The 19899-nt window shown below is 66.5% G+C and carries 17 protein-coding genes, 1 other RNA gene and 1 pseudogene; 15 read left to right on the top strand and 4 right to left on the bottom strand.

All coding sequences use genetic code 11. The features are described from left to right. Together L0976_RS28720 and L0976_RS02630 are read left to right on the top strand one after the other, a co-directional pair. Positions 1–1562 (top strand): annotated as a pseudogene (locus tag L0976_RS28720) (putative bifunctional diguanylate cyclase/phosphodiesterase). Between the two features lie 66 nt (positions 1563–1628). Next, positions 1629–3035 carry a serine hydrolase gene (locus L0976_RS02630; protein WP_234185974.1) on the top strand — a complete coding sequence of 469 codons (1407 nt, stop codon included), beginning with the start codon at positions 1629–1631 and terminating at the stop codon, positions 3033–3035. On the opposite strand, the gene L0976_RS02625 is transcribed toward L0976_RS02630, so the two are convergent. Next, the gene (locus L0976_RS02625) at positions 3020–3421 is read right to left on the bottom strand and encodes a ketosteroid isomerase-related protein (protein ID WP_234185973.1); all 402 of its coding nucleotides are present in this window, start codon (positions 3419–3421) and stop codon (positions 3020–3022) included. The two genes, L0976_RS02630 and L0976_RS02625, sit on opposite strands and share 16 nt — an antisense overlap. An 83-nt stretch (positions 3422–3504) precedes the next feature. On the opposite strand from L0976_RS02625, the gene L0976_RS02620 reads away from it, so the two are divergent. Next, the gene (locus tag L0976_RS02620; protein ID WP_234185972.1) at positions 3505–4092 is read left to right on the top strand and encodes a GNAT family N-acetyltransferase; all 588 of its coding nucleotides are present in this window, start codon (positions 3505–3507) and stop codon (positions 4090–4092) included. Between the two features lie 176 nt (positions 4093–4268). Here the strand turns inward: L0976_RS02620 and L0976_RS02615 are convergent, their stop codons facing one another. From L0976_RS02615 to L0976_RS02605, 3 genes are all read right to left on the bottom strand, one after another. Beyond that, complete coding sequence (locus L0976_RS02615; protein ID WP_234185971.1) at positions 4269–5210, bottom strand: lytic transglycosylase domain-containing protein; 942 nt, start codon at positions 5208–5210, stop codon at positions 4269–4271. Positions 5211–5431: 221 nt separating this feature from the next. Next, positions 5432–6061 (bottom strand): LysE family translocator, encoded by a 630-nt coding sequence (locus L0976_RS02610; RefSeq protein ID WP_234185970.1) that lies wholly within the window; start codon positions 6059–6061, stop codon positions 5432–5434. A 72-nt stretch (positions 6062–6133) separates the two neighbouring features. Next, the gene (locus L0976_RS02605; protein WP_234185969.1) at positions 6134–7348 is read right to left on the bottom strand and encodes a pyrophosphate--fructose-6-phosphate 1-phosphotransferase; all 1215 of its coding nucleotides are present in this window, start codon (positions 7346–7348) and stop codon (positions 6134–6136) included. Between the two features lie 343 nt (positions 7349–7691). Here L0976_RS02605 and L0976_RS02600 point away from each other — a divergent pair, with 343 nt between their 5' ends. The 12 genes from L0976_RS02600 (at position 7692) to mraY (ending at position 19897) form a co-directional block, all read left to right on the top strand. Continuing rightward, the gene (locus L0976_RS02600; RefSeq protein ID WP_370643566.1) at positions 7692–8375 is read left to right on the top strand and encodes a TerB family tellurite resistance protein; all 684 of its coding nucleotides are present in this window, start codon (positions 7692–7694) and stop codon (positions 8373–8375) included. Then, positions 8372–9136, top strand: coding sequence for an N-acetylmuramoyl-L-alanine amidase (locus L0976_RS02595; RefSeq protein WP_234185967.1), 765 nt, complete (start codon positions 8372–8374; stop codon positions 9134–9136). The genes L0976_RS02600 and L0976_RS02595 overlap by 4 nt, the downstream gene beginning before the upstream one ends. A gap of 224 nt (positions 9137–9360) precedes the next feature. Further along, entirely contained in the window at positions 9361–10011 is a 651-nt protein-coding gene (locus L0976_RS02590; RefSeq protein WP_234185966.1) for a lytic transglycosylase domain-containing protein, read from the top strand. A 74-nt stretch (positions 10012–10085) separates the two neighbouring features. After that, positions 10086–11267 (top strand): FAD-binding oxidoreductase, encoded by a 1182-nt coding sequence (locus tag L0976_RS02585; protein WP_234185965.1) that lies wholly within the window; start codon positions 10086–10088, stop codon positions 11265–11267. Between the two features lie 41 nt (positions 11268–11308). Continuing rightward, positions 11309–11704: RNase P RNA component class A (gene rnpB / locus L0976_RS02580), an RNA gene on the top strand. 421 nt (positions 11705–12125) lie between these two features. Continuing rightward, positions 12126–12566, top strand: a complete 441-nt coding sequence (gene mraZ / locus L0976_RS02575) for a division/cell wall cluster transcriptional repressor MraZ (protein WP_203319333.1) — start codon at positions 12126–12128, stop codon at positions 12564–12566. Between the two features lie 14 nt (positions 12567–12580). Continuing rightward, positions 12581–13606, top strand: coding sequence for a 16S rRNA (cytosine(1402)-N(4))-methyltransferase RsmH (rsmH, locus tag L0976_RS02570; protein ID WP_234185964.1), 1026 nt, complete (start codon positions 12581–12583; stop codon positions 13604–13606). Between the two features lie 3 nt (positions 13607–13609). Continuing rightward, positions 13610–13990, top strand: a complete 381-nt coding sequence (locus L0976_RS02565; RefSeq protein ID WP_234185963.1) for a hypothetical protein — start codon at positions 13610–13612, stop codon at positions 13988–13990. Next, positions 13990–15738 (top strand): penicillin-binding protein 2, encoded by a 1749-nt coding sequence (locus L0976_RS02560; RefSeq protein WP_234185962.1) that lies wholly within the window; start codon positions 13990–13992, stop codon positions 15736–15738. The genes L0976_RS02565 and L0976_RS02560 overlap by 1 nt, the downstream gene beginning before the upstream one ends. Positions 15739–15803: 65 nt before the next feature. Next, on the top strand, positions 15804–17255 hold the full coding sequence (locus tag L0976_RS02555) for a UDP-N-acetylmuramoyl-L-alanyl-D-glutamate--2,6-diaminopimelate ligase (protein WP_234185961.1): 1452 nt from the start codon (positions 15804–15806) through the stop codon (positions 17253–17255). Continuing rightward, positions 17252–18679 carry a UDP-N-acetylmuramoylalanyl-D-glutamyl-2,6-diaminopimelate--D-alanyl-D-alanine ligase gene (locus L0976_RS02550; RefSeq protein ID WP_234185960.1) on the top strand — a complete coding sequence of 476 codons (1428 nt, stop codon included), beginning with the start codon at positions 17252–17254 and terminating at the stop codon, positions 18677–18679. The genes L0976_RS02555 and L0976_RS02550 overlap by 4 nt, the downstream gene beginning before the upstream one ends. 117 nt (positions 18680–18796) lie before the next feature. Then, positions 18797–19897 (top strand): phospho-N-acetylmuramoyl-pentapeptide-transferase, encoded by a 1101-nt coding sequence (mraY, locus tag L0976_RS02545; RefSeq protein WP_203319327.1) that lies wholly within the window; start codon positions 18797–18799, stop codon positions 19895–19897. Positions 19898–19899 lie beyond the last annotated feature (2 nt).

Here is a 19899-nt window from a genome sequence, read left to right as displayed (position 1 = left end):
ATGATGTTGAAAACCTTCTTGCCGAGGATCGAGCAGCGCTACGCGCTGGCGGGATCGGTCTTCGGAGCTTTCCTTCCCGGCATCTGCCTTGCCGCCGACCAGATCATGCGCGACCCGGCGCAGGAAAGCCTTTTCGGCTTCTCCATGCCCACGGCGACCGCGCTTGCCCTCATGCCCGTCTTCTTCGGCGTCGGCTTCTACCAGATCGGCCGGTCGAAGGCGCAGCTGATCGCCGAGCTCTGCCAGCGCCGGCAGACCGAGCAGCGCCTGACGCATGACGCCTATCACGACCGCCTGACGGGGCTTGCCAACCGGTTCTGCCTGGAACGGGACATCCAGGCGCTGGTGGATGCGGGCGGGCAGGACAACCGCCCGGCCTTGCTGCTCCTCGACCTCGACCGCTTCAAGTTCGTCAACGACAGCCTCGGCCACGATGTGGGCGACCAGCTTCTGGCGGCCATTGCCCGGCGGCTCGCGGGCGTGCTCTGCGCAACGGCGAAGGTCTACCGGCTCGGCGGCGACGAATTCGTCGTGACGATCGCGGGGCGGCCCTCGCAGGGCAAGATCGAGGACGTCTGCCGCACGCTCTGCGAGGCTTTCGAGACGCCGTTCGACCTGAAGCGCCACCGCGTGGCGAGCGGGTGCAGCATCGGCGTCACCTTCATGGAGGTCGGCGACGCTTCCATGTCCGAACTCCTGAAGCGGGCCGACGTCGCGCTCTACGAGGCCAAGGAGGCCCACGGCAGCGGCTTCCGCTTCTTCGACGCGGCGCTTGCCGCCGACGTCCAGGCGCGGGCGGCCATCGAGCACGATCTCGCCAAGGCGATCGCGAGCGACGAACTCTTCCTCGAATACCAGCCGATCGTCGGCGTCGAGAGCCGGTCGGTGCGCGCCTTCGAGGCGCTGCTGCGCTGGCGGCACCCGGAAAGGGGCTGATCATGCCCGATGTCTTCATCCCGGCCGCTGAGAAGACCGGGCTGATCCTGGCGCTCGGCAACTGGGTGGTGCGCGAAGCGTGCCGGGAAGCGGCGAAGTGGCCGGCGCCGACCGGCATCGCCGTCAACGTCGTCGGCGACCAGTTCAAGGACCGGGCTTTCGTCGACTATGTGAAGGCCTGTCTTGCCGAAACCGGGCTTGCCCCCGGCCGTCTCACCGTCGAGGTGACGGAATCCGTCTTCTCGGTCGACGAGACGGTGATTCGCGAGAGCCTCAACGAATTGCGCCGCCACGGCGTGCGCGTCGCGCTCGACGATTTCGGCATCGGCTTCTCCTCGATCAACAACCTGCGCGCCTTTCCGATCGACCAGATGAAGATCGACCGCTCCTTCGCGCGGGCGATGATGGAGAGCAAGCGCGACGCCGATCTCGTCGACATCATCCTGAAGCTCGGCCAGACCTTCCAGGTCACGACGACGGTGGAGGGCATCGAGACGGAAGGCCAGCTCGACTTCATCCGCCAGCGCGGCGCGTCGGAGGCGCAGGGCTACCTGATCTCGGCGCCGGTGGCGGCGGGCGAGGTGACGCGCTTCTTCCGGCCGCCGGAGGACCGGCTTTCTGCCTGACGCTCCGAAAAGCCTTTTCATGGCGAGGGAATCCTGCTTGTCTCCGCTCTCGAAGGAGAGGCTGCGATGAGACGACTGCAGAGGCTGGCCGCCTGGACGCTTTCTGCCCTTGCCCTTGCCGTCGTGGTGGCGGCGAGCTGGCTCATCGTATCGCCGCCGGCGCTCCTGAGCGTCGGGTCCGGCTACGCCGCGAAGATCGTCTGCTCCAATGTCTTCATCGCCGGGCGCGATCCCGCCCGGGTGCTGGCCGAGGACGTGCAGGCGCCTGGCCATCCGCTGCTGAAATTCATGCGGCAGGACGTCGATTTCGAGGGAAAGACGGTGACGACCCGCCTGCTCGGGCTGTTCGCGCCGGGCTATGCGGTCTGGCACGAGGGCTTCGGCTGCGCCGGCGTGCCGGACGGCGACTTCCGCGCCGCGCAGCAGGCGGTGTCGGACGTTCCCCTGCCGGTCATTCCGCCCGGCGATCCCGCCGTCGCCTGGCCCGACGGGGAGGCGGTGACGCCGGATGCGCGCCTTGTCGCGCTGCTCGCCGATCCGGCCCTGGCGGGACCGGGCATGCGGGCCGTTGTCGTGGTGCATGACGGCCGCATCGTCGCCGAGGCCTATGGCGACGGCTTCTCGCAGGCCACGCCCTTGCTTGGCTGGTCGATGACCAAGACGGTCAACGCCGCCCTCGTCGGCCGGCTGATGCAGGCCGGTGCGCTTTCGCCCGAAACGAGCGACCTCTTTCCCGAATGGCGGGGCGATGCGCGCTCGGCGATCACGCTCGGGCAGCTCCTCGCCATGGAGAGCGGCCTTGCCTTCAACGAGGACTACGGCGCCGTGACCGATGTCACGCGCATGCTCTTCCTCGAACCCGACATGACGCGCTTTGCCGTCTCCCTGCCGCTCGAAGCCAATCCGGGCGAGGCGTTCAACTATTCCAGCGGCACGGCGGTTCTGCTGTCCCGCCTGTGGATGGGCGCGCTCGGCGGGCGGGTGCAGGCGCTGTCCTTCCCGTCCAGGGGGCTCTTCGCCCCGCTCGGCATGGCGAGTGCCGTCATGGAGCCTGACGAGACCGGCATCTTCGTCGGGTCGTCCTACATGTATGCGACGGCGCGCGACTGGGCGCGGTTCTCGCTGCTGCTCCTGAATAACGGCGTGTGGAAGGCGAACCGGCTGCTGCCGGACGGTCTCGTCACGGCGATGGCCACCCCGACGGCGGCCTCCGGCGGCGTCTACAGCCGCGTGCAGACCTGGACGCACGGCCCCGGCGAAAAGCGCGACACGGATTACGGCCTGCCGGAGGATACGTTCTGGATGCTCGGGCATGACGGCCAGTCGGTGGCGGTCGTGCCCTCGCGCGGGCTTGCCGTGGTGCGGATGGGGCTGACGCCGTCGAAACTCGGCTACCGGCCCCAGCCGCTGGTCAGGCAGATCCTCGACGCGCTGGAGGCGTCGAAGCTTGAGGCCGGTCAGGCACCGACCTGAGCGATCCAGTCGTTGAGATTGTAGGTGTTGGAGATGCGCGCGACCTTGCCGTCGCGGATCTCGAAGAAGGCGCCGGCGGGCAGCACGTATGTCTGGCCGTTGGCTTCCGGCAGGCCCTCGTCCGTGACGAGGTACTGGCCGTTGACGACGAATTCGGCCGCCCCGCGCGTGCCGTCGTCGTTCGACATGATGACGATGTCCGTCAGCGTCTCGCGGTAGCAGCGGTTCATGTGGGCCATGAAGTCGCGGAAGGCGTCCTTGCCGGCCTGGCGGCCGCCCTGGTTGATGTCGTGGACGACGTCGTCATGCAAGAGATCGAAGAAGGCCTCCATGTCCTGCCTGTTGAAAGCGTCGTAATAGGCGCGGATCGTCTCTTTTGCTGGCATGTCATCCCTCATGTCGTTATCTTCCGGGCAGGGCCCGGCCCGCCTTATAGCATTGTTCAAGCCTTTGGGAACATTTGAGGATCATGCAGATCGAGATCGTCCACGGCAAAGCCGTCGCGCCCCATGTCGCCGATCTGGCGCGCCTTCGCATCGCCGTGTTCCACGCCTTCCCGTATCTCTACGCGGGAAGCGAGGCTTACGAGGCCGCCTATCTCCAGACCTATGCGCAGTCGCCCGAGAGCCTTTTCGTGCTGGCGCTCGACGGGGAGCGGATCGTCGGCGCCTCGACGGGCGTGCCGATGACGGATGCGTCGGAGGAATTCAGGGCGCCCTTCGCCGCCGCCGGCATCGATCCGGCCACGGTCTTCTATTTCGGGGAATCCGTGCTGCTGCCGGGCTACCGGGGCAGGGGGCTCGGCGTGCGCTTCTTTGAGGAGCGGGAGGCCTATTCGCGCCGCCTCGGCCGGTTCGACTGGTGCGCCTTCTGTGCGGTGGAGCGCCCGAAGGACCATCCGCTGCGCCCGGCCGATTACGCGCCGCTCGACGACTTCTGGGGCAGGCGCGGCTATACCCGTCGCGCCGATCTTTCCACGATGCTGTCGTGGCAGGATATCGGCGAGGCGCAGGAGACTGAAAAGCCGATGTCGTTCTGGCTGAAGGCGGCGCGGTAAGGCCCTCTCAACCCGCTGTCGCGACCTTCTCCCCCGCAAGCGGGGCGAACGGCCGTGCCGGTCCGGTTTCCTGAAATATCGACGCAGGTGGGATGCAAGGCATAGCCACATGCCGCTTCTCCCCGCCTGCGGGGAGAAGATCGCGGCAGCGGGATGAGGGCCGCTGCCGTCTCGGCTTATCGCAGGCCCGTCTCGTCGAGCAGGCCCTTGCGCTTGGCGTGATAGTAGTAGCCGGCCGCGTAGAGGCGCACGGCGCCGTCGTTCTTGTCGTCGGCGACGAGCCAGGCGCCGCGCAGGTACTTGCCGGCATATTTGATGTTCGTCTCGGCGTCGAACAGGCCTTCGGCCGGGCCTTCGAAGCCCATGCTCCGCGCCGTCGCATACTTGATCTGCATCAGGCCGTAGTGGCCGCGGTTGAAGGCCTTCGGATTATAGCGGCTTTCGCGCTTGACGACGCGGTGGAGCAGCGATTCCGGAATCCCGTAGAGCGAGGCATATTTGCTGATGAGGCCATCGATGGGCGTGCCGGATTTCTGGAACGGCTGCTCGGCCTGCGGCACGACGAGGCGGGTCTCGGTGGTCAGGACGGCGTTGCTCAGCAGGGCGGGCTTTGCGACCGGCACGATCTTGCGGGTGGCCACGAGCTGTTCGAGGCCTTCCGGCTCGCCGGTGTCGAAGCCCGGCTCCATGACCGAGACGCCGATGACCGTGTCGAAGCGCTGCGGCATTTCGCCGGCCGGGGCGGCCCCGCCGCCGGTATTGGAGACCAGCGCGGCTGTGGCGGCCGCGGCGCCCGTCACGGGCCTTGCCTCGGCGAGCGCGGAGACCGGAACGGCCGCCTCGGCGGCGTTTGCCGCGACGGCGACCGGTGCCGGCAGGGCTTGCGGCGTGCTCTCGGTGCCGGGCTTTGCCATCGGCAGGGCGGCATAGGCGACTTCGGTCGTGGTTTCGTCGCCGGCGGCAATATCCGTCGTGGCCGGCGTTGCCGACGCGGGCGTCACGGTCCTTGCCGTCGCCGCGTCCTCGGCCACGCTGGCGCAGCCGGCAAGCGTTGCAAGAAGGCCTGCGCAGGCAAGCGTGGCAATGCGTGCCGGACGGGAAACGGGGGTATCAGCCATGGTCGTCGCTCTCGGTTTGCCGGGGTGTGCGGGCGCCGGGACGCCCCACAGCGCCGGCGCCCGTGAGGACGCGCGAAGGCGCTGCCACTTCTCGTATCCGCCATGCGGCGCTCCCAGGGGGGCGCGCTCGCAGGACGGCTTTTGCAAATCAATCGGCCGTGGCCGTGTCCCGCTCATAGCCGATCAGGCGCCGAGCGGCAACCCGCAGGCCTGACGATGCGTCAGGCTGCCGCCCTGCGCAGGCCCGCCGTGAGCAGTCCGGCGCCTATCAGAAGCGTTCCGCCGGCGCGGTTGACGACCTTCTGGACCGAGGGTTTGCGGATCGTCTTGCGGGCGGCGGAGGCGAGCAGCGCATAGGAAAAGGCGTTCAGCGTCGCGAGGACGAGGAAGGTCGCCTCGAAGATCACCATCTGCGGCAGGACCGGCTGCGAGAGGACGAGGAACTGCGGCAGGAAGGCGACGAAGAAGACGATGCTCTTGGGGTTCAGCGCCGTGACGACATAGGCGTGGGCGAAGATGCGCGCGGGCCTCTCCTCCGCCGGGGCCTCGCCCTCCGCACTTGCCGCGACGGGTGCGCGCCAGAGCTTGATGCCGAGCCAGACGAGATAGGCCGCGCCCACCCATTTCAGGACGGTGAAGATCGCCGCCGACGCGGCGAGCAGGGCGCCGAGGCCGAGCATGGAGGCGGTCATGGCGGTGAAGTCGCCGAGTGCGACGCCCGCGACCGTCGCGCCTGCGGTCCGCCGGCCGTGGCCGAGCGCATAGGAGATCACGAGGAGGATCGTCGGCCCCGGAATGGCGAGCATGACGGCGGATGCGGCGGCAAAGGCCAGCCAGTGGTCGAAGGACATGAAAACTCCCCGGAGCGGTGGTCGATCCGGGGAGCAAGCCATTGCAAATTTTCGGCGTCAAGCCCTGTGCGATCAGGCCGACGCGCGCCACTTCTGGCCGATCGCGTCCATCACCTCGCCGAACCACTTCGCGGAGGTGTCGAAGTGCTTGCCGCCCTTGATGCGCGGGAACTCGATGGTGCGCAGCTTGCCGCCCTGGCCCTCGTCGTGCCCGGTGACGCCCGAGACCTTGTTGAGCGCGCTCTCGACGGCAAGGTCGGTCATGCTCTGGATGAGGCGCAGGTCGTCGCGGTTGGCCGGGGCGGAGCGGGCGTAGTAGCCGGACTTCTGCACCATGGCGCGCTCGGCGCCGAGCAGGGCGGCGAACTGCTTGGAGAACCAGTTGCCGACATTGATCGTGTCGATCTTCACGTGGCCGAAGGCGTCGCGCTTGACGGTTTCGCCGGATGCTTCCCGCTCGGCGACGATGGCGTCGAGGCAGGCGCCTTCCGAGACGAAGAGCGTGACGAAGCCGGTGCGGTCCATGACCGCCTTCAGGCGCTCGGCCTCGGCCTGGAGGTTGAACTCCATCTCGGGCAGGTAGAGGCCGTCGATGTTCTTCAGTTGCGTGTTCATCATGAAGCCCTCGACATATTCGTTGCCGCTGGTCTTCTGGATATAGGCGCGGGCCGTGGCGGCGGTGAGCCAGCCGCAGTGGCGGCCCATCACCTCGTGCACGACGAGGGTGCGGGGCGCTGCGCTCTGCTCGTTGCTGACATGGTCGAAGAAGCCGGCGCCGACCTCGGCCGCCGTCCAGGCGCCGAGCGACTGGCGGATCGGCACGACGTCGTTGTCGACCGTCTTCGGCAGGCCGACGACGGTCAGGTCGTAGCCGTTGGCGCCGAGATAGGCGGCAAGGTCGGCCGCCGTCGTGTTGGTGTCGTCGCCGCCGATCGTGTGCAGGATCGTGATGCCGTCCTTGGCGAGGCGCTCGGCCGCGACCCGCAGCGGGTTGTCGCCTTCCTTGACGAGACCGCGCTTCACGCAGTCGGCGGCGTTCGTGAGCTTCACGCGGCTGTTGCCGATGGGCGAGCCGCCGTAGCGGTGGAGGAGGGGCGCCTTCTCGCGCATCTCCTTCGTGATGTCGATCCGGTCGGCGAGCAGGAGGCCCTGGTAGCCGGAGCGGTAGGCGACGAGCTCGATGTCCGGTGCGATGTCGCTGTAGCGCTCGATCAGGCCTCCGACGGCGGACGACAGGCAGGGCGCGAGCCCGCCGGCTGTCAGCATTGCGACTTTCTGCTTGGCCATGTTTCCTCCTCGGCTTCAGCACGTCTGGAAAGTGCGCGTCCGGTCCCGAAACTCCGGCAAAACCGCTTCGCACTTTTGCTGGTGTTGCTCCTAGCGCAGAATCCCCTCAAGGGAAACGGCGCGGCGAACTTATCCGCGCTGTGTGACGGATTGTCCCTCGTGCCGGACAGGCTGGAATCCGCTCGGCGAAAATTGGATGCATCCACTTAATGAGGGGCATCAAAATTTTGTCATCCTCGTGCCTCCTGCCTTGCTTTCCCTGCAATTGTCTGCTCAAGATCACCTTATGTTCCAGAATTCGCCGACTTGCTTCATCAGTGCCGTATGGGATCGCCTCGTCGGCATGGTTTCCGATGCCGCCAGCAATGCGCTGTCCAGCGTGGTCGAGGCCGTGCGGACGCTCTTCGAGGGCGACCCGGAAACGCGCCGGCAGGTGGCCTTCTCCGTCGCGATGATCGCGCTTTCCGCCAAGATGGCGAAGGCGGACGGCATCGTGACGACCGCGGAGGTCGATGCCTTCAAGGACATCTTCAGGTATCCGGACAACCAGGCGGCCAATGTCGCCCGGCTCTACAACCTCGCGCGGCAGGATGTCGCGGGCTACGAGGCCTATGCGGAGAAGATGAAGGCGCTGTGCGTCTCCTGCGAGAAGAACTGCCCGATCCTCGAGGACATCGTCGACGGCCTGTTCCACATCGCCAAGGCGGACGGGCTGATCCACGAAAACGAGATGGCCTTCCTGCTGCGCGTCGCGGAAATCTTCGGCATGGCCGAGGAGCGCTTCGAGCAGATCACGGCGCGCCATGTCCATATCAGCGGCCGCGACCCCTACAAGGTGCTCGGCGTCAAGCCCAGCGACGATTTTTCCGAGATCCGCAAGCGCTACCGGGTGCTTGCCTCCGAGAACCATCCTGATAGGCTGGTGGCGCGTGGCGTGCCGGCCGAGTTCCATCAGATCGCGAACGACCGCATGGCCGCGCTCAACGCTGCCTATGAGGCGATCGAGAAGGAACGCTGCGCTGCATGAGCGCATTCACATGTGACTATTCCGGCGCCTCGGCCGCGCCGTCGCCGAATTTCGGCGCACGGTCGGGCGGGCGCCCTCCCGACATCATCGTCCTGCACTATACCGGCATGGAAACGGCCGAAGGCGCGCTGACATGGCTTCGCGCGCCGGAAAGCGAGGTTTCCTGTCATTACTTCGTGCACGAGGACGGCCGCGTCGAGCAACTCGTGCGCGAGGCGGACCGTGCCTGGCACGCCGGCAAGAGCTTCTGGAAGGGCGAGAGCGACATCAACTCGGCCTCCATCGGCATCGAGATCGCCAATGCCGGGCACCCCGGCGGGCTGCCGGATTTTCCGGACGCGCAGATCCGGGCGGTCGTCGAACTTTGTCTCGATTGTGGCAGAAGGTGGGGAATTGCCCCCGAGCGGGTGCTCGCGCACAGCGACGTGGCGCCGATTCGCAAGGTCGATCCGGGTGAAAAGTTCCCGTGGGGGGCCCTTCATGCCGCGGGCGTGGGGCACTGGGTCGAGCCGACGCCGATCGCCGGCGGACGCTTCTTCCAGAGGGGGGATGCGGGCCAGCCGGTCGAGGCTTTGCAGTCCATGCTGTCGCTCTACGGCTATGGTACTGAAATCGACGGGATTTACACGGAAAAGACGGAGGGAGCGGTGGCCGCCTTCCAGCGTCATTTCCGGCCGGAGCGGGTCGACGGCATCGCTGACTTTTCGACCATCGACACCCTGCACCGGCTGCTGTCGGCTTTGCCGCGGCTGGCGGCCTGAAAGCCCGTTCTCATATTCGAATATTACAGGCTGTAACAGAAGTTTACCGCTTCGCCACATCCTGACCCGATTGGGGATGTTCTTTCCGGCTGCGTTCACTGCAGCGCAGCAAGCGGTCAGGGCCTGATCGCTATCAACAAGGATCGAGACGTTTGCGCAAGGCGCGCGGCCTCCGTAGCCGCCGCCAAGGCACTGCCTTTGCGCCTTTTGGAGACTGGAAATAGATGAGAAGACTTCTTGCTGCCATCAGCGCGGCCTGCTTTTGCGCGTCCGTTTTTTCCGCCGGCATGGCGCATGCCGCATCCGGCGACTACCGCGGCCCCGCGGCAAAGCCGGCCACGACGGCGAAGGCCGAGAGCAAGGGGAAGGCGGCGAAAGCGTCGGGCAAGCGCGACAAGCGCACGACCGTCATCGACAGGGAGGGGGTCGTCGTCGGCCAGTTGAGGACCTTCAGGAGCACGACCGGCTACCCGAAGGCGGAAAACCCGCTGAAGACCGGTGTCCAGGCGGCCAGCTATTCCAGCCTCATCCAGACCTATGCGAAGACCTACGGCGTGCCGGTCGATCTCGCCCATGCCGTCGTCCGCGTCGAGAGCAACTTCAATCCGCGGGCCCGCGGCAGCGCCGGCGAGATCGGCCTCATGCAGATCAAGCCGGCGACGGCGCGCATGATGGGCTATCGCGGCGGCGCCAAGGGGCTCTACGATCCGGAGACGAACATCAAGTTCGGCATGAAGTACCTCGCCATGGCGCATGACCTCGGCGGCGGCACGACCTGCGGCACCATCCTCAAGTACAATGCCGGCCACGGCGCCAAGCGCATGAACCCGGTTTCCAAGCGTTACTGCGGCAAGGTGCAGAGCTACATCGACTGACGCCCGCGGCGACTTTTCACGGCTGGAATCGCGCCGTCGCCATGCTATGCCATTGCCGAAGATGAGGGTGAGGCATGGTTCGGCATTTCGATTTCGTCGTGGTGGGCAGGGGCATGATGGGGGCGGCCGCGGCGCGGCACCTTTCGCGAACGGGCGCCTCGGTGGCGCTCGTCGGCCGGGGCGAGCCGGCGGACTGGGCGGCGCATGACGGCGTCTTCGCCAGCCACTACGACAGCGGCCGCATCACCCGCACGATCGACCAGGATCGCGACTGGGCGCTGCTCGCCAACCGCTCCATCGCCCGATACCGCGAGATCGAGAAAGAGAGCGGCATCGCCTTCTACGGCGAGACGGGTTGCCTGATCAGCGGCCATGCGGATGGGGAGTTCGTCTCTTCCGTTGCGGCCGTCGCCGCGCGCCACGGCCTCGACGCGCCGCTGCTGGACCGGGCCGAATTGCGTGCGCATTTTCCATGGTTCTCGCTGCCGGAGCGTTCGGCGGGCGTCTTCGAAGCGAAGGGCGCCGGCTACATCGACCCGCGCAAGCTGGTCGCGGCGCAGGTCGCCTGCATGGAGAAGGCGGGCGGCGTTTGCATTTCCGACGATGCGATTTCCGTGACCGAAGAGGGCGGTCGTGCGTCGGTGACGCTGCGGTCGGGCGAAGCCCTCACGGGCGGGCGCGTGCTGGTCGCGACCGGCGGCTTTTCGCGGGCGCCGGGGCTGCTACCCCGGGTGCCGGCGCTGATCGTCAAGGCGCGGACCGTCGTGCTGGCGCAGCTTTCGCCGGAGCAGGCGAAGGCCTTTGCCGGAATGCCGTCCTGGATCGATGAAAGTGCCGATCCATCCGAACACTTCTATTTCCTGCCGCCCATCGTCTATCCGGACGGGCATGCCTATCTCAAGATCGGCGGTGATCCGACGGATATAGAAATCGCCGAGGAGCCGGCGATCGTCGACTGGTTCCGCGGGCAGGGCGATGCGAACGCCATTACCCATCTCAAGCGGCTTTTGGCCCGCTCCATTCCGCAGCTCGACCCGGTGCGCCTTTTGTCCGCGCCCTGCGTGACGACCTACACCGCGCACGGCTATCCCTATGCAGGCTTCGTCGGCGGCGAGCGCGTCGCGCTCCTGACCGGCGGCAACGGGACGGCGGCCAAGAGTTCCGACGAGATCGGCCGCATCGGCGCGGACCTTCTAATTCGCGGCCGGCTGGACGAGCCGGACTATGTCACGGATTTTGCCGTTCATTTCCGCTGAGCCTCTGGTGTTTCCATCCGGTATCGGCTAGTCAGCCCTTGCCAGTTGGCCGGGCAGCCGCGCCTTGCAAGGGTCGAAAGGCCGCAGGGTGAGGAAAGTCCGGGCTCCACGGAAACACGGTGCCGGATAACGTCCGGCGGGGGCGACCCCAGGGAAAGTGCCACAGAAAGCAAACCGCCTTCCTTGGAAGGTAAGGGTGAAAGGGTGGGGTAAGAGCCCACCGCGGTCCTGGCGACAGGGCCGGCACGGTAAACCCCACCGGGAGCAAAACCGAATAGGGATGACGCGGGCCGCGCAAGCGGTCCAGCCCGTTTCCGGGCCGGTCATCCGGGTGGGTTGCACGAGGCCTGGCGCAAGTCCGGTCCCAGATGAATGGCTGCCACGTTCCGGCGAAAGCCGGAGCCATACAGAACCCGGCTTACAGGCCAACTGGCAAAATCCCTCCTTCCGGGACGATTTTTTCCCGCTTCGCCCAAGGTATTGAATTCCCTGGGGTTCGTGCATGCCTTGTCATGCGCGCGAATACACGCCGGCGCTGTTTCAGCGCCAGCAAATACAAGGCCTTGCGGCGGCATTCCTAACCTTTTGTTAAACTTAACGCCTTATAAACGTTTGACGGTCTGAGTAGGGGGAATGAGGTCTCTTCCCATTGACGCCCATATGGTCCCATGGTATCCCAAAATCACACTGCACGAGGACGCATGAGCGTCCGTTCATCGCAAAGCTTTGAGGCAAACCGGCTGGGGACGGTGCGGCGCGCATGCGCTGCATCATGGCCGGTTCGTGCGCGTTGTGTTGTGTTGGTAACGCCGGGGTGGATGCACCGTGCTCCGGCTTTGGAAGCGGCTGTATCGCGTCATGAACCGGTTCCTGTCGAATGCGACGAACAGGGTGGATGCCAAGGGGAGGGTTTCCGTTCCTTCGGCGTTCCGCACCGTCCTGTCGCAGCGCGACATCCGGGAACTTTACTGCTTCCAGGATTTCATGTTTCCGGCGATCAGCGTCGGCGGGCTGGATCTGCTCGATCGTTTCGAGCGCCAGATCGCCAGCGAGGATGCCTTTTCGCCGATGGCCAACCGGATGTCGCTCCTCATTCACGGGGGCGGCGTCTTCATGAAGCTCGATTCGGAGGGGCGCCTGCCGGTCACGGATTTCATCCGGGACTATACGGGCATCACCGCGGAGGTGACCTTTGTCGGTCGGGCGGATCATTTTCAGCTTTGGGCGCCGCAGACATTTCAAGCCACGCAGGCGGCGGCCCGGGAAGAGTTCAGGACGCGAGGTCTGGGCTCGGGGTAAGACGGAGAATCGGAATGGCGGCGGATCTTGGCGGAGGTTCTTCTGATGCCGATGGCGGATCGGTCCGTCACATTCCGGTTCTTCTCTCCGAGGTCATCGAGGCGCTCCAGCCCAAGCCCGGCCAGGTCATCCTCGACGGCACTTTTGGGGCAGGCGGGTACACCTCCGCGATCCTTGCCGAGGGGGCCAACGTCATCGGCCTCGACCGCGATCCGACGGCCATTGCCGCCGGGCAGGGGCTGGCAGAGGCCTCCGGCGGCCGGCTCACGCTCATCCATTCGCGTTTTTCCGATCTTGCGCGTCATGCGCCCGCGGGCGGGCTCGACGGCGTCGTGCTCGATATCGGCGTTTCCTCCATGCAGATCGACGAGGCAGAGCGCGGCTTCTCCTTCCAGAAGAACGGGCCGCTCGACATGCGCATGTCCGCGTCCGGCGTTTCGGCGGCCGATGTGGTGAACCGCGCGAAAGTCTCCGACCTCATCCGCATCTTCGGCTTCCTCGGCGAGGAGAAGCAGGCCGGCCGCATCGCCCGCGCCATCGAGAAGGCGCGCGAGAAGGAGCCCTTCACCACGACGCGCCAGCTCGCCAACCTCATCGAGCTGACGACGCCGCGCAAGGCCAAGGACAAGATCCATCCGGCGACGCGCGTCTTCCAGGCGCTGCGCGTCTTCGTCAACGACGAGCTCGGCGAGCTTGCCCGCGCGCTGATCGCCGCCGAGCGCGCCCTCAAGCCGGGCGGCCGGCTGGTGGTCGTCAGCTTCCATTCGCTGGAAGACCGCATCGTCAAGAAATTCTTCCAGGATCGCTCCGGCAAGGCGGCGGGCTCGCGCCACCTGCCGGAGGTTCACGACAGGGCCGCAACCTTCGCACCAGTCGGGCGCCCTATGGTGGCGGCCAGCGACGAGGAGAGCGCGGTCAATCCGCGCGCCCGATCCGCGAAGCTGCGCGCAGGCGAGCGCACGAGCGCGCCCGCCGGGACGGATGACCTGTCCATTTTCAACCTGCCCAACCTTGCCGGCCTCGAGAAGATGGGAAGCTGAGTGATGTTCCGAACCCTTGACGTCGTGATGATCGCGATCATGACCGCCGCAGCCACCGTCACCTACTCGATCAAGCACCAGGCCGAGAACAAGCTTGAGGACGTGCGCAAGCTCGATGCCGAGATCAAGCTGGAAGAGGACACGATCGACCTGCTCAAGGCCGACTGGGCGCTGCTGACCCAGCCGAACCGCCTCAACCGCCTGGTCCAGACCTTCGACAGCGACCTCAAGCTCGTGCCGACGGAATCGACCCAGCTCGCCCGGCCGAACGAGCTGCCCATGCCGACCGCCGAACTGCCCGCGCTGCCGGACGAGGAACTGGCGAAGACCAAGAAACCCGCCTCGCGCACGGATGCAATCCAAACCGGATCGGTGGCACGCTGATGTCGTTTCTCTCCCGCATCATGGTCGTCAAGAGCAAGGCGCATTTCAACGCCGGCGGCAACAACAACCGGACGGGCGGCGCCGGCGGCCACGCCTTCGAGGGCACGCGCAAGCGTTCCGGCTCGCAGGCCCGCAGCCGCGTCGCCGTCATCATCTGCTGCTTCGGCATGGCCTATGCCGTCATCGGCGGGCGCCTCGTGCAGTACGGCATGGCCTCGCCCGAGGCCGTCTCCAGCATCGGTCCGGCCGACCACCTGATGGCCTCGCGCCCCGACATCGTCGACCGCAACGGCGAGATCCTCGCCACCGACATCCGCACCGTCTCGCTCTATGCCGAACCGCACAAGATCGTCGACGCGGACGAGGCGGTCGAAATGCTCGCCACCGTGCTGCCGGAACTCGACCGGCGCGGTACCTACCGCAAGCTGACCTCCAAGTCCCGCTTCCAGTGGCTGAAGCGCCAGCTCACGCCCAAGCAGCAGAGCCGCATCCTGGCGCTCGGCATTCCCGGCGTCGGCTTCCGGCCGGAAAAGCGCCGCTTCTATCCGGGCGGCGCCACCGCCTCGCACATCGTCGGCCACGTCAACATCGACAACCGCGGCATTGCCGGGATGGAGCGCTATATCGACAACCAGGGCCTCGCCGACCTTGCCGCCATCGGCATGACGAGCGACGTCAAGATGGAGCCGGTGCGCCTGTCCATCGACCTGCGCGTGCAGGCGATCGTGCGCGAGGTCGTCAAGGAGGGCATGGAGAAGTACAAGGCGATCGCCGCCGGCGCCGTCGTGCTCGACGTCCATACCGGCGAGATTCTCGCCATGGCCTCCTATCCGGACTACGATCCGAACAATCCGGCCGAGGGCGCCAAGGAAGGCTGGATGAACCGCATGTCGAACGGCACGTTCGAGATGGGCTCGACCTTCAAGAGCTTCACGACCGCCATGGCGCTCGATTCCGGCAAGGTGAAGATCACCGACAGCTTCGACGCCCGCGCGCCCATCCGCATCGGCGGCTTCACCATCAAGGACTTCCACGGCAAGCACCGCGTGCTGTCCGTGCCGGAAATCTTCCAGTATTCCTCCAATATCGGCACGGCCAAGATGGCCGACGTCGTCGGCATCGAGGCGCACAAGGAGTTCCTGACCCGCATGGGTCTCCTCACTCGCATGGAGACCGAACTGCCGGAGGTGAAGACCCCGAGCCAGCCGCGCGAATGGAAGAAGATCAACTCGATCACCATCTCCTTCGGCCACGGCGTGTCCACGACGCCGCTGCAGACGGCCGTCGCCGGCGCGGCGCTCATCAACGGCGGCAAGCTCCTCAACCCGACGTTCCTGCCGCGCACGGAGGAAGAGGCCGACGAGATCGCCAAGGTCGTCATCAAGCCGTCGACGGTCGACAGCATGCGCTACCTCTTCAAGCTGAACGCCAACGACGGCTCCGGCCGCCGCTCGCTCGTTCCCGGCTTCAATGTCGGCGGCAAGACGGGCACGGCCAACAAGGTCGTGGGCGGACGCTATTCGAACACGCAGAACTTCAACGCCTTCCTCTCGGGCTTCCCGATCGACGATCCGAAATACGTGGTCCTCACCTTCATCGACGCGCCGCAGACGGGCGAGGGCGGCGGGCGCACCGCCGGCCTCAACGCCGCGCCGATGGTGGGCGAGATCATCCGCCGGTCCGCTGCGCTTCTCGGTGTAAAGCCGAAATTTGGTGAGGACGGGTCTGCCTTGCTTGTGTCTTATTGAATGGAGAAGACGGGACGCCGATTCGCGGGCGAAACGGCTGCCGACAGAGAGCAACAGAGCGGACAATGAAGATCAGTGACCTTGCCGGACCTCAAACCAGCGACCTCAGCGCCGCAGCCGCCACGGAAATAGGCGGCATCACCAGCGACAGCCGGAAGGTCAGGCCGGGCGATCTCTTCGTTGCGCTTTCGGGCAGCAAGGCCGACGGCAGCGCCTTCATCGCCGATGCGGTCGCGCGCGGCGCTGCCGCCGTGGTGGTCGCCGAGGGCACGTCCGCGCAGGCGGCCGTTCCGGTCATTCCCGTTGAAAATCCACGCCGTTTCCTGGCGCTCGCAGCCGCCCGCTTCCATGGCCGCCAGCCCGAGACCATGGTCGCCGTCACGGGCACGGCGGGCAAGACCTCCGTCGCCTCCTTCACGCGCCAGATCTGGGCGCATGCCGGCTACGCGGCTGCGATGATCGGCACGACCGGCGTCGTCGCGCCCGGCCGCAACGACTATGGCTCGCTGACGACGCCCGATCCGGTGTCGCTGCATGCGCTGCTCGCCGAGCTTGCCGATGCCGGCGTCACCCATGCCGCCATGGAGGCCTCCAGCCACGGCCTCGACCAGTCGCGCCTTGACGGCGTGAAGCTTTCCGCCGGCGCCTTCACCAATCTCGGCCGCGACCACATGGACTACCACCCGACGGTCGAGCACTACATGGCTTCCAAGATGCGGCTTTTCGATACGCTGCTGCCGAAGGGCGCGCCGGCCGTCATCTATGCCGACGACGAATGGTCGGGCGTGGCGATCGAGGCGGCGCGCAAGGCCGGCCTCAACGTGCGCACGGTCGGCCGCAAGGGCGATTACCTAACCTTGAAGCGGGTCGAGCATTTCCGCCACAAGCAGACCGCCGAGATCCATGCCGGCGGCGACATCCATGAAGTGCACATTCCGCTGGCAGGCGATTTCCAGGTCGCCAATGCGCTGGTCGCTGCGGGCCTTGCCATGTCGACCGGCGTTTCCGCCTCCCTCGCCATGGCGGCGCTCGAAAAGCTGATCGGCGCGTCCGGCCGCCTCGAACTCGTCGGCCATGCCCGGAACGGCGCGCTCGCCTATGTCGACTATGCGCACAAGCCGGATGCGCTGGAAAACGTGCTGACCTCCGTGCGTCCCTTCACGACCGGCCGCGTCATCGTGGTCTTCGGCTGCGGCGGCGACCGCGACAAGGGCAAGCGGCCGATCATGGGCGAGATCGCCACGCGCCTTGCCGACGTGGTCATCGTCACCGACGACAATCCGCGCTCGGAGGTTCCCGAGGTCATCCGCTCCGAGATCATGGCGGCTGCCAGGGGGGCGACCGAGATCGGCGACCGCGCGGCGGCGATCCGCAGCGCCGTCGGCATGCTGCAATCGGGCGATACGCTGATCGTCGCCGGCAAGGGGCATGAGGAGGGGCAGACCGTCGGCTCCGTGACGCTGCCCTTCTCCGACCACGCCGAGCTCAGCAAGGCCCTGGAGGAACTCGACCGGTGAAATGGCTCTGGACCATTGCTGACCTGATCGCGGCCGTGCATGGCCGGCCCATCGGCAACATGCCGCAGGGCGTGACCGGCATTTCCATCGACAGCCGCGCGATCGCGCCGGGCGAGGCCTTCTTCGCCATCAAGGGCGACCGCGTCGACGGCCATGATTTCGCGAGCTTCGCCGTCGCCAACGGGGCGGGGCTGCTCGTCGTCAGCGAGGGCAAGCTGCCGGCGCTCGGCCGTCTCGTCACGCCGATGATCGTGGTGCCCGACGTGTTGCAGGCGCTCGCCGACCTCGGCTGCGCGGCGCGCGACCGCACGGCAGCGCGCATCATCGCCGTCACCGGCTCGGTCGGCAAGACGACGAGCAAGGAGATGCTGCGCCAGGCGCTGTCGCCATCCGGCAGCGTGCATGCTTCCGTCGCCTCGTTCAATAATCACTGGGGTGTGCCGCTGACGCTGGCGCGCATGCCCGAGACCACCGACTACGGCATCTTCGAGATCGGCATGAACCATGCGGGCGAGATCCGCCCGCTGGTCGCCATGGTGCGCCCGCATATCGCGATGGTCACGACCATCGCGCCGGCCCATCTCGGCAATTTCCGGGACCTGGAAGAGATCGCCGCCGCCAAGGCGGAGATTTTCGAGGGCGTCGTGCCGGGCGGCCATGCCATCCTCAACCGCGACAACGAGCAATATGCCTTCCTTGAGAAAGCCGCGCGAAACGCCGGCGTCTCGCATATCCACAGCTTCGGTGCCGACCCCAAGGCGGAGTTCCGCCTGCTCGATTTCTCCAGCGGCCCCGATGGCAGCCTGCTTCGCGCCGCCGTCGGCGGCCAGACGCTCGAAGTGCCGATGGGTGCGCCCGGCCGGCACATTGCCGAAAACGCCGTCGCGGTGCTCGGCGCCGTGCATCTTGCCGGCGGCGACATCGAGAAGGCCATGGCCGGGCTTGCCGCCATGCAGGCCGAAAAGGGCCGCGGCCGGCGCTACAGGCTCGCCAAGGACGGCGGCTGGTTCACGCTGATCGACGACAGCTACAACGCCAATCCCGCCTCGATGCGCGCGGCAATCGCGCTGCTGCGCGATGCGGAGCCGCATGGAAGCGGGCGGCGCATCGCCGTGCTCGGCGACATGCTGGAGATGGGCAAGCATTCGCCCGCCGTTCACGCCGGCCTTGCCGAACCCCTGCTGGAAGCGGCCATCGGCACCGTCTGGCTCGCCGGCCCGGACATGGCGGCGCTGCGCGACGCGCTGCCCGAGGGCATCGAGACCGACTACCGCGAAACCGCCGATGAACTGACCGTTCATGCGCTGGCAAGCGTGCGGCCTGGCGACGTGCTGGTCGTCAAGTCGTCGAAGGGCACGGGCTTCAGCCGCATCGTGGCGGCCCTGCTTGACAAATACGAGGCGTTCCCGGAGAGGGAATATTAGAGTTACGTGAGGTTCGTCGGGCAGAAGCCCGCCGGACCTCGTCTTTTATGCGATCTGCTTTCATCGCCGGCCGGTCACGCCGGGATGCTTCTCAGAACCTTTGGGGAAAGGGTGACAATGCTGCTTTGGCTCGTCGAGCTGGCGAACACCATCCAGGTGTTCAACCTGTTCCGCTACATTACCTTCCGGACCGGCGCCGCGCTGTTCACCTCGGCCACCATCGTCTTCCTGTTCGGGCCGATGATCATCTCCTCTCTGCGCATCCGCCAGGGCAAGGGCCAGCCGATCCGCGCCGACGGGCCGCAAACGCATTTCAAGAAGGCCGGCACCCCCACGATGGGCGGCCTGATGATCCTTGCCGGCATCGTCGGCAGCGCGCTGCTGTGGGCGGACCTTTCCAACGTCTATGTGGTCGCCACGCTGCTCGTCACGCTCGGCTTCGGCGCCATCGGCTTCTATGACGACTACCTGAAGGTCACCAAGCAGACGGAGAAGGGCTTTTCCGGCAAGGCCCGCCTCGGCCTCGAATTCCTCATCGCGGGCGCGGCGACCTATTTCATGATGCGCGCCTCGCTCGCCACCGGCCCGGCCGGCTCGACCTTCGGCTCCTCCATCGCCTTTCCCTTCTTCAAGGACCTGCTGGTCAACCTCGGCATCTTCTTCGTGCTGTTCGGCGGCTTCGTCATCGTGGCGGCCGGCAATGCCGTGAACCTGACGGACGGCCTCGACGGCCTTGCGACCGTTCCGGTGATGATCTCGGCGGCGGCCTTCGGCCTCATCGCCTACCTCGCCGGCAACGCGGTCTTCTCGAACTACCTGCAGATCCACTTCGTCCCCGGCACGGGCGAGCTTGCCGTGGTGCTCGGCGCCGTCATCGGCGCCGGCCTCGGCTTCCTGTGGTTCAACGCGCCGCCGGCCGCCATCTTCATGGGCGACACCGGCTCGCTGGCGCTGGGCGGGCTCATCGGCACGGTCGCCGTCGCCACCAAGCACGAGATCGTCATGGCCATCATCGGCGGCCTCTTCGTCATGGAGACGCTGTCGGTCATCATCCAGGTCGCCTCGTTCAAGCTGACGGGCAAGCGCGTCTTCCTGATGGCGCCGATCCACCATCACTTCGAGAAGAAGGGCTGGACGGAAAGCCAGGTCGTCGTCCGCTTCTGGATCATCGCCGTCGTGCTCGCGATGGTCGGCCTCTCCACGCTCAAGCTGCGGTAAGG

Source organism: Shinella sp. NM-101 (genome assembly GCF_021401195.1).
Lineage (GTDB): Bacteria > Pseudomonadota > Alphaproteobacteria > Rhizobiales > Rhizobiaceae > Shinella.
This window is presented reverse-complemented; position numbering and strand designations above follow the sequence as displayed.

Bases quoted from the DNA above. Each gene is read 5' to 3' on its own strand.
- L0976_RS02630 (WP_234185974.1), top strand. From the start codon at position 1,629: ATGAGACGACTGCAGAGGCTGGCCGCCTGGACGCTTTCTGCCCTTGCC.
- L0976_RS02625 (WP_234185973.1), bottom strand. From the start codon at position 3,421: ATGCCAGCAAAAGAGACGATCCGCGCCTATTACGACGCTTTCAACAGG.
- L0976_RS02620 (WP_234185972.1), top strand. From the start codon at position 3,505: ATGCAGATCGAGATCGTCCACGGCAAAGCCGTCGCGCCCCATGTCGCC.
- L0976_RS02615 (WP_234185971.1), bottom strand. From the start codon at position 5,210: ATGGCTGATACCCCCGTTTCCCGTCCGGCACGCATTGCCACGCTTGCC.
- L0976_RS02610 (WP_234185970.1), bottom strand. From the start codon at position 6,061: ATGTCCTTCGACCACTGGCTGGCCTTTGCCGCCGCATCCGCCGTCATG.
- L0976_RS02605 (WP_234185969.1), bottom strand. From the start codon at position 7,348: ATGGCCAAGCAGAAAGTCGCAATGCTGACAGCCGGCGGGCTCGCGCCC.
- L0976_RS02600 (WP_370643566.1), top strand. From the start codon at position 7,692: ATGGTTTCCGATGCCGCCAGCAATGCGCTGTCCAGCGTGGTCGAGGCC.
- L0976_RS02595 (WP_234185967.1), top strand. From the start codon at position 8,372: ATGAGCGCATTCACATGTGACTATTCCGGCGCCTCGGCCGCGCCGTCG.
- L0976_RS02590 (WP_234185966.1), top strand. From the start codon at position 9,361: ATGAGAAGACTTCTTGCTGCCATCAGCGCGGCCTGCTTTTGCGCGTCC.
- L0976_RS02585 (WP_234185965.1), top strand. From the start codon at position 10,086: ATGGTTCGGCATTTCGATTTCGTCGTGGTGGGCAGGGGCATGATGGGG.
- mraZ (WP_203319333.1), top strand. From the start codon at position 12,126: ATGAACCGGTTCCTGTCGAATGCGACGAACAGGGTGGATGCCAAGGGG.
- rsmH (WP_234185964.1), top strand. From the start codon at position 12,581: ATGGCGGCGGATCTTGGCGGAGGTTCTTCTGATGCCGATGGCGGATCG.
- L0976_RS02565 (WP_234185963.1), top strand. From the start codon at position 13,610: ATGTTCCGAACCCTTGACGTCGTGATGATCGCGATCATGACCGCCGCA.
- L0976_RS02560 (WP_234185962.1), top strand. From the start codon at position 13,990: ATGTCGTTTCTCTCCCGCATCATGGTCGTCAAGAGCAAGGCGCATTTC.
- L0976_RS02555 (WP_234185961.1), top strand. From the start codon at position 15,804: ATGAAGATCAGTGACCTTGCCGGACCTCAAACCAGCGACCTCAGCGCC.
- mraY (WP_203319327.1), top strand. From the start codon at position 18,797: ATGCTGCTTTGGCTCGTCGAGCTGGCGAACACCATCCAGGTGTTCAAC.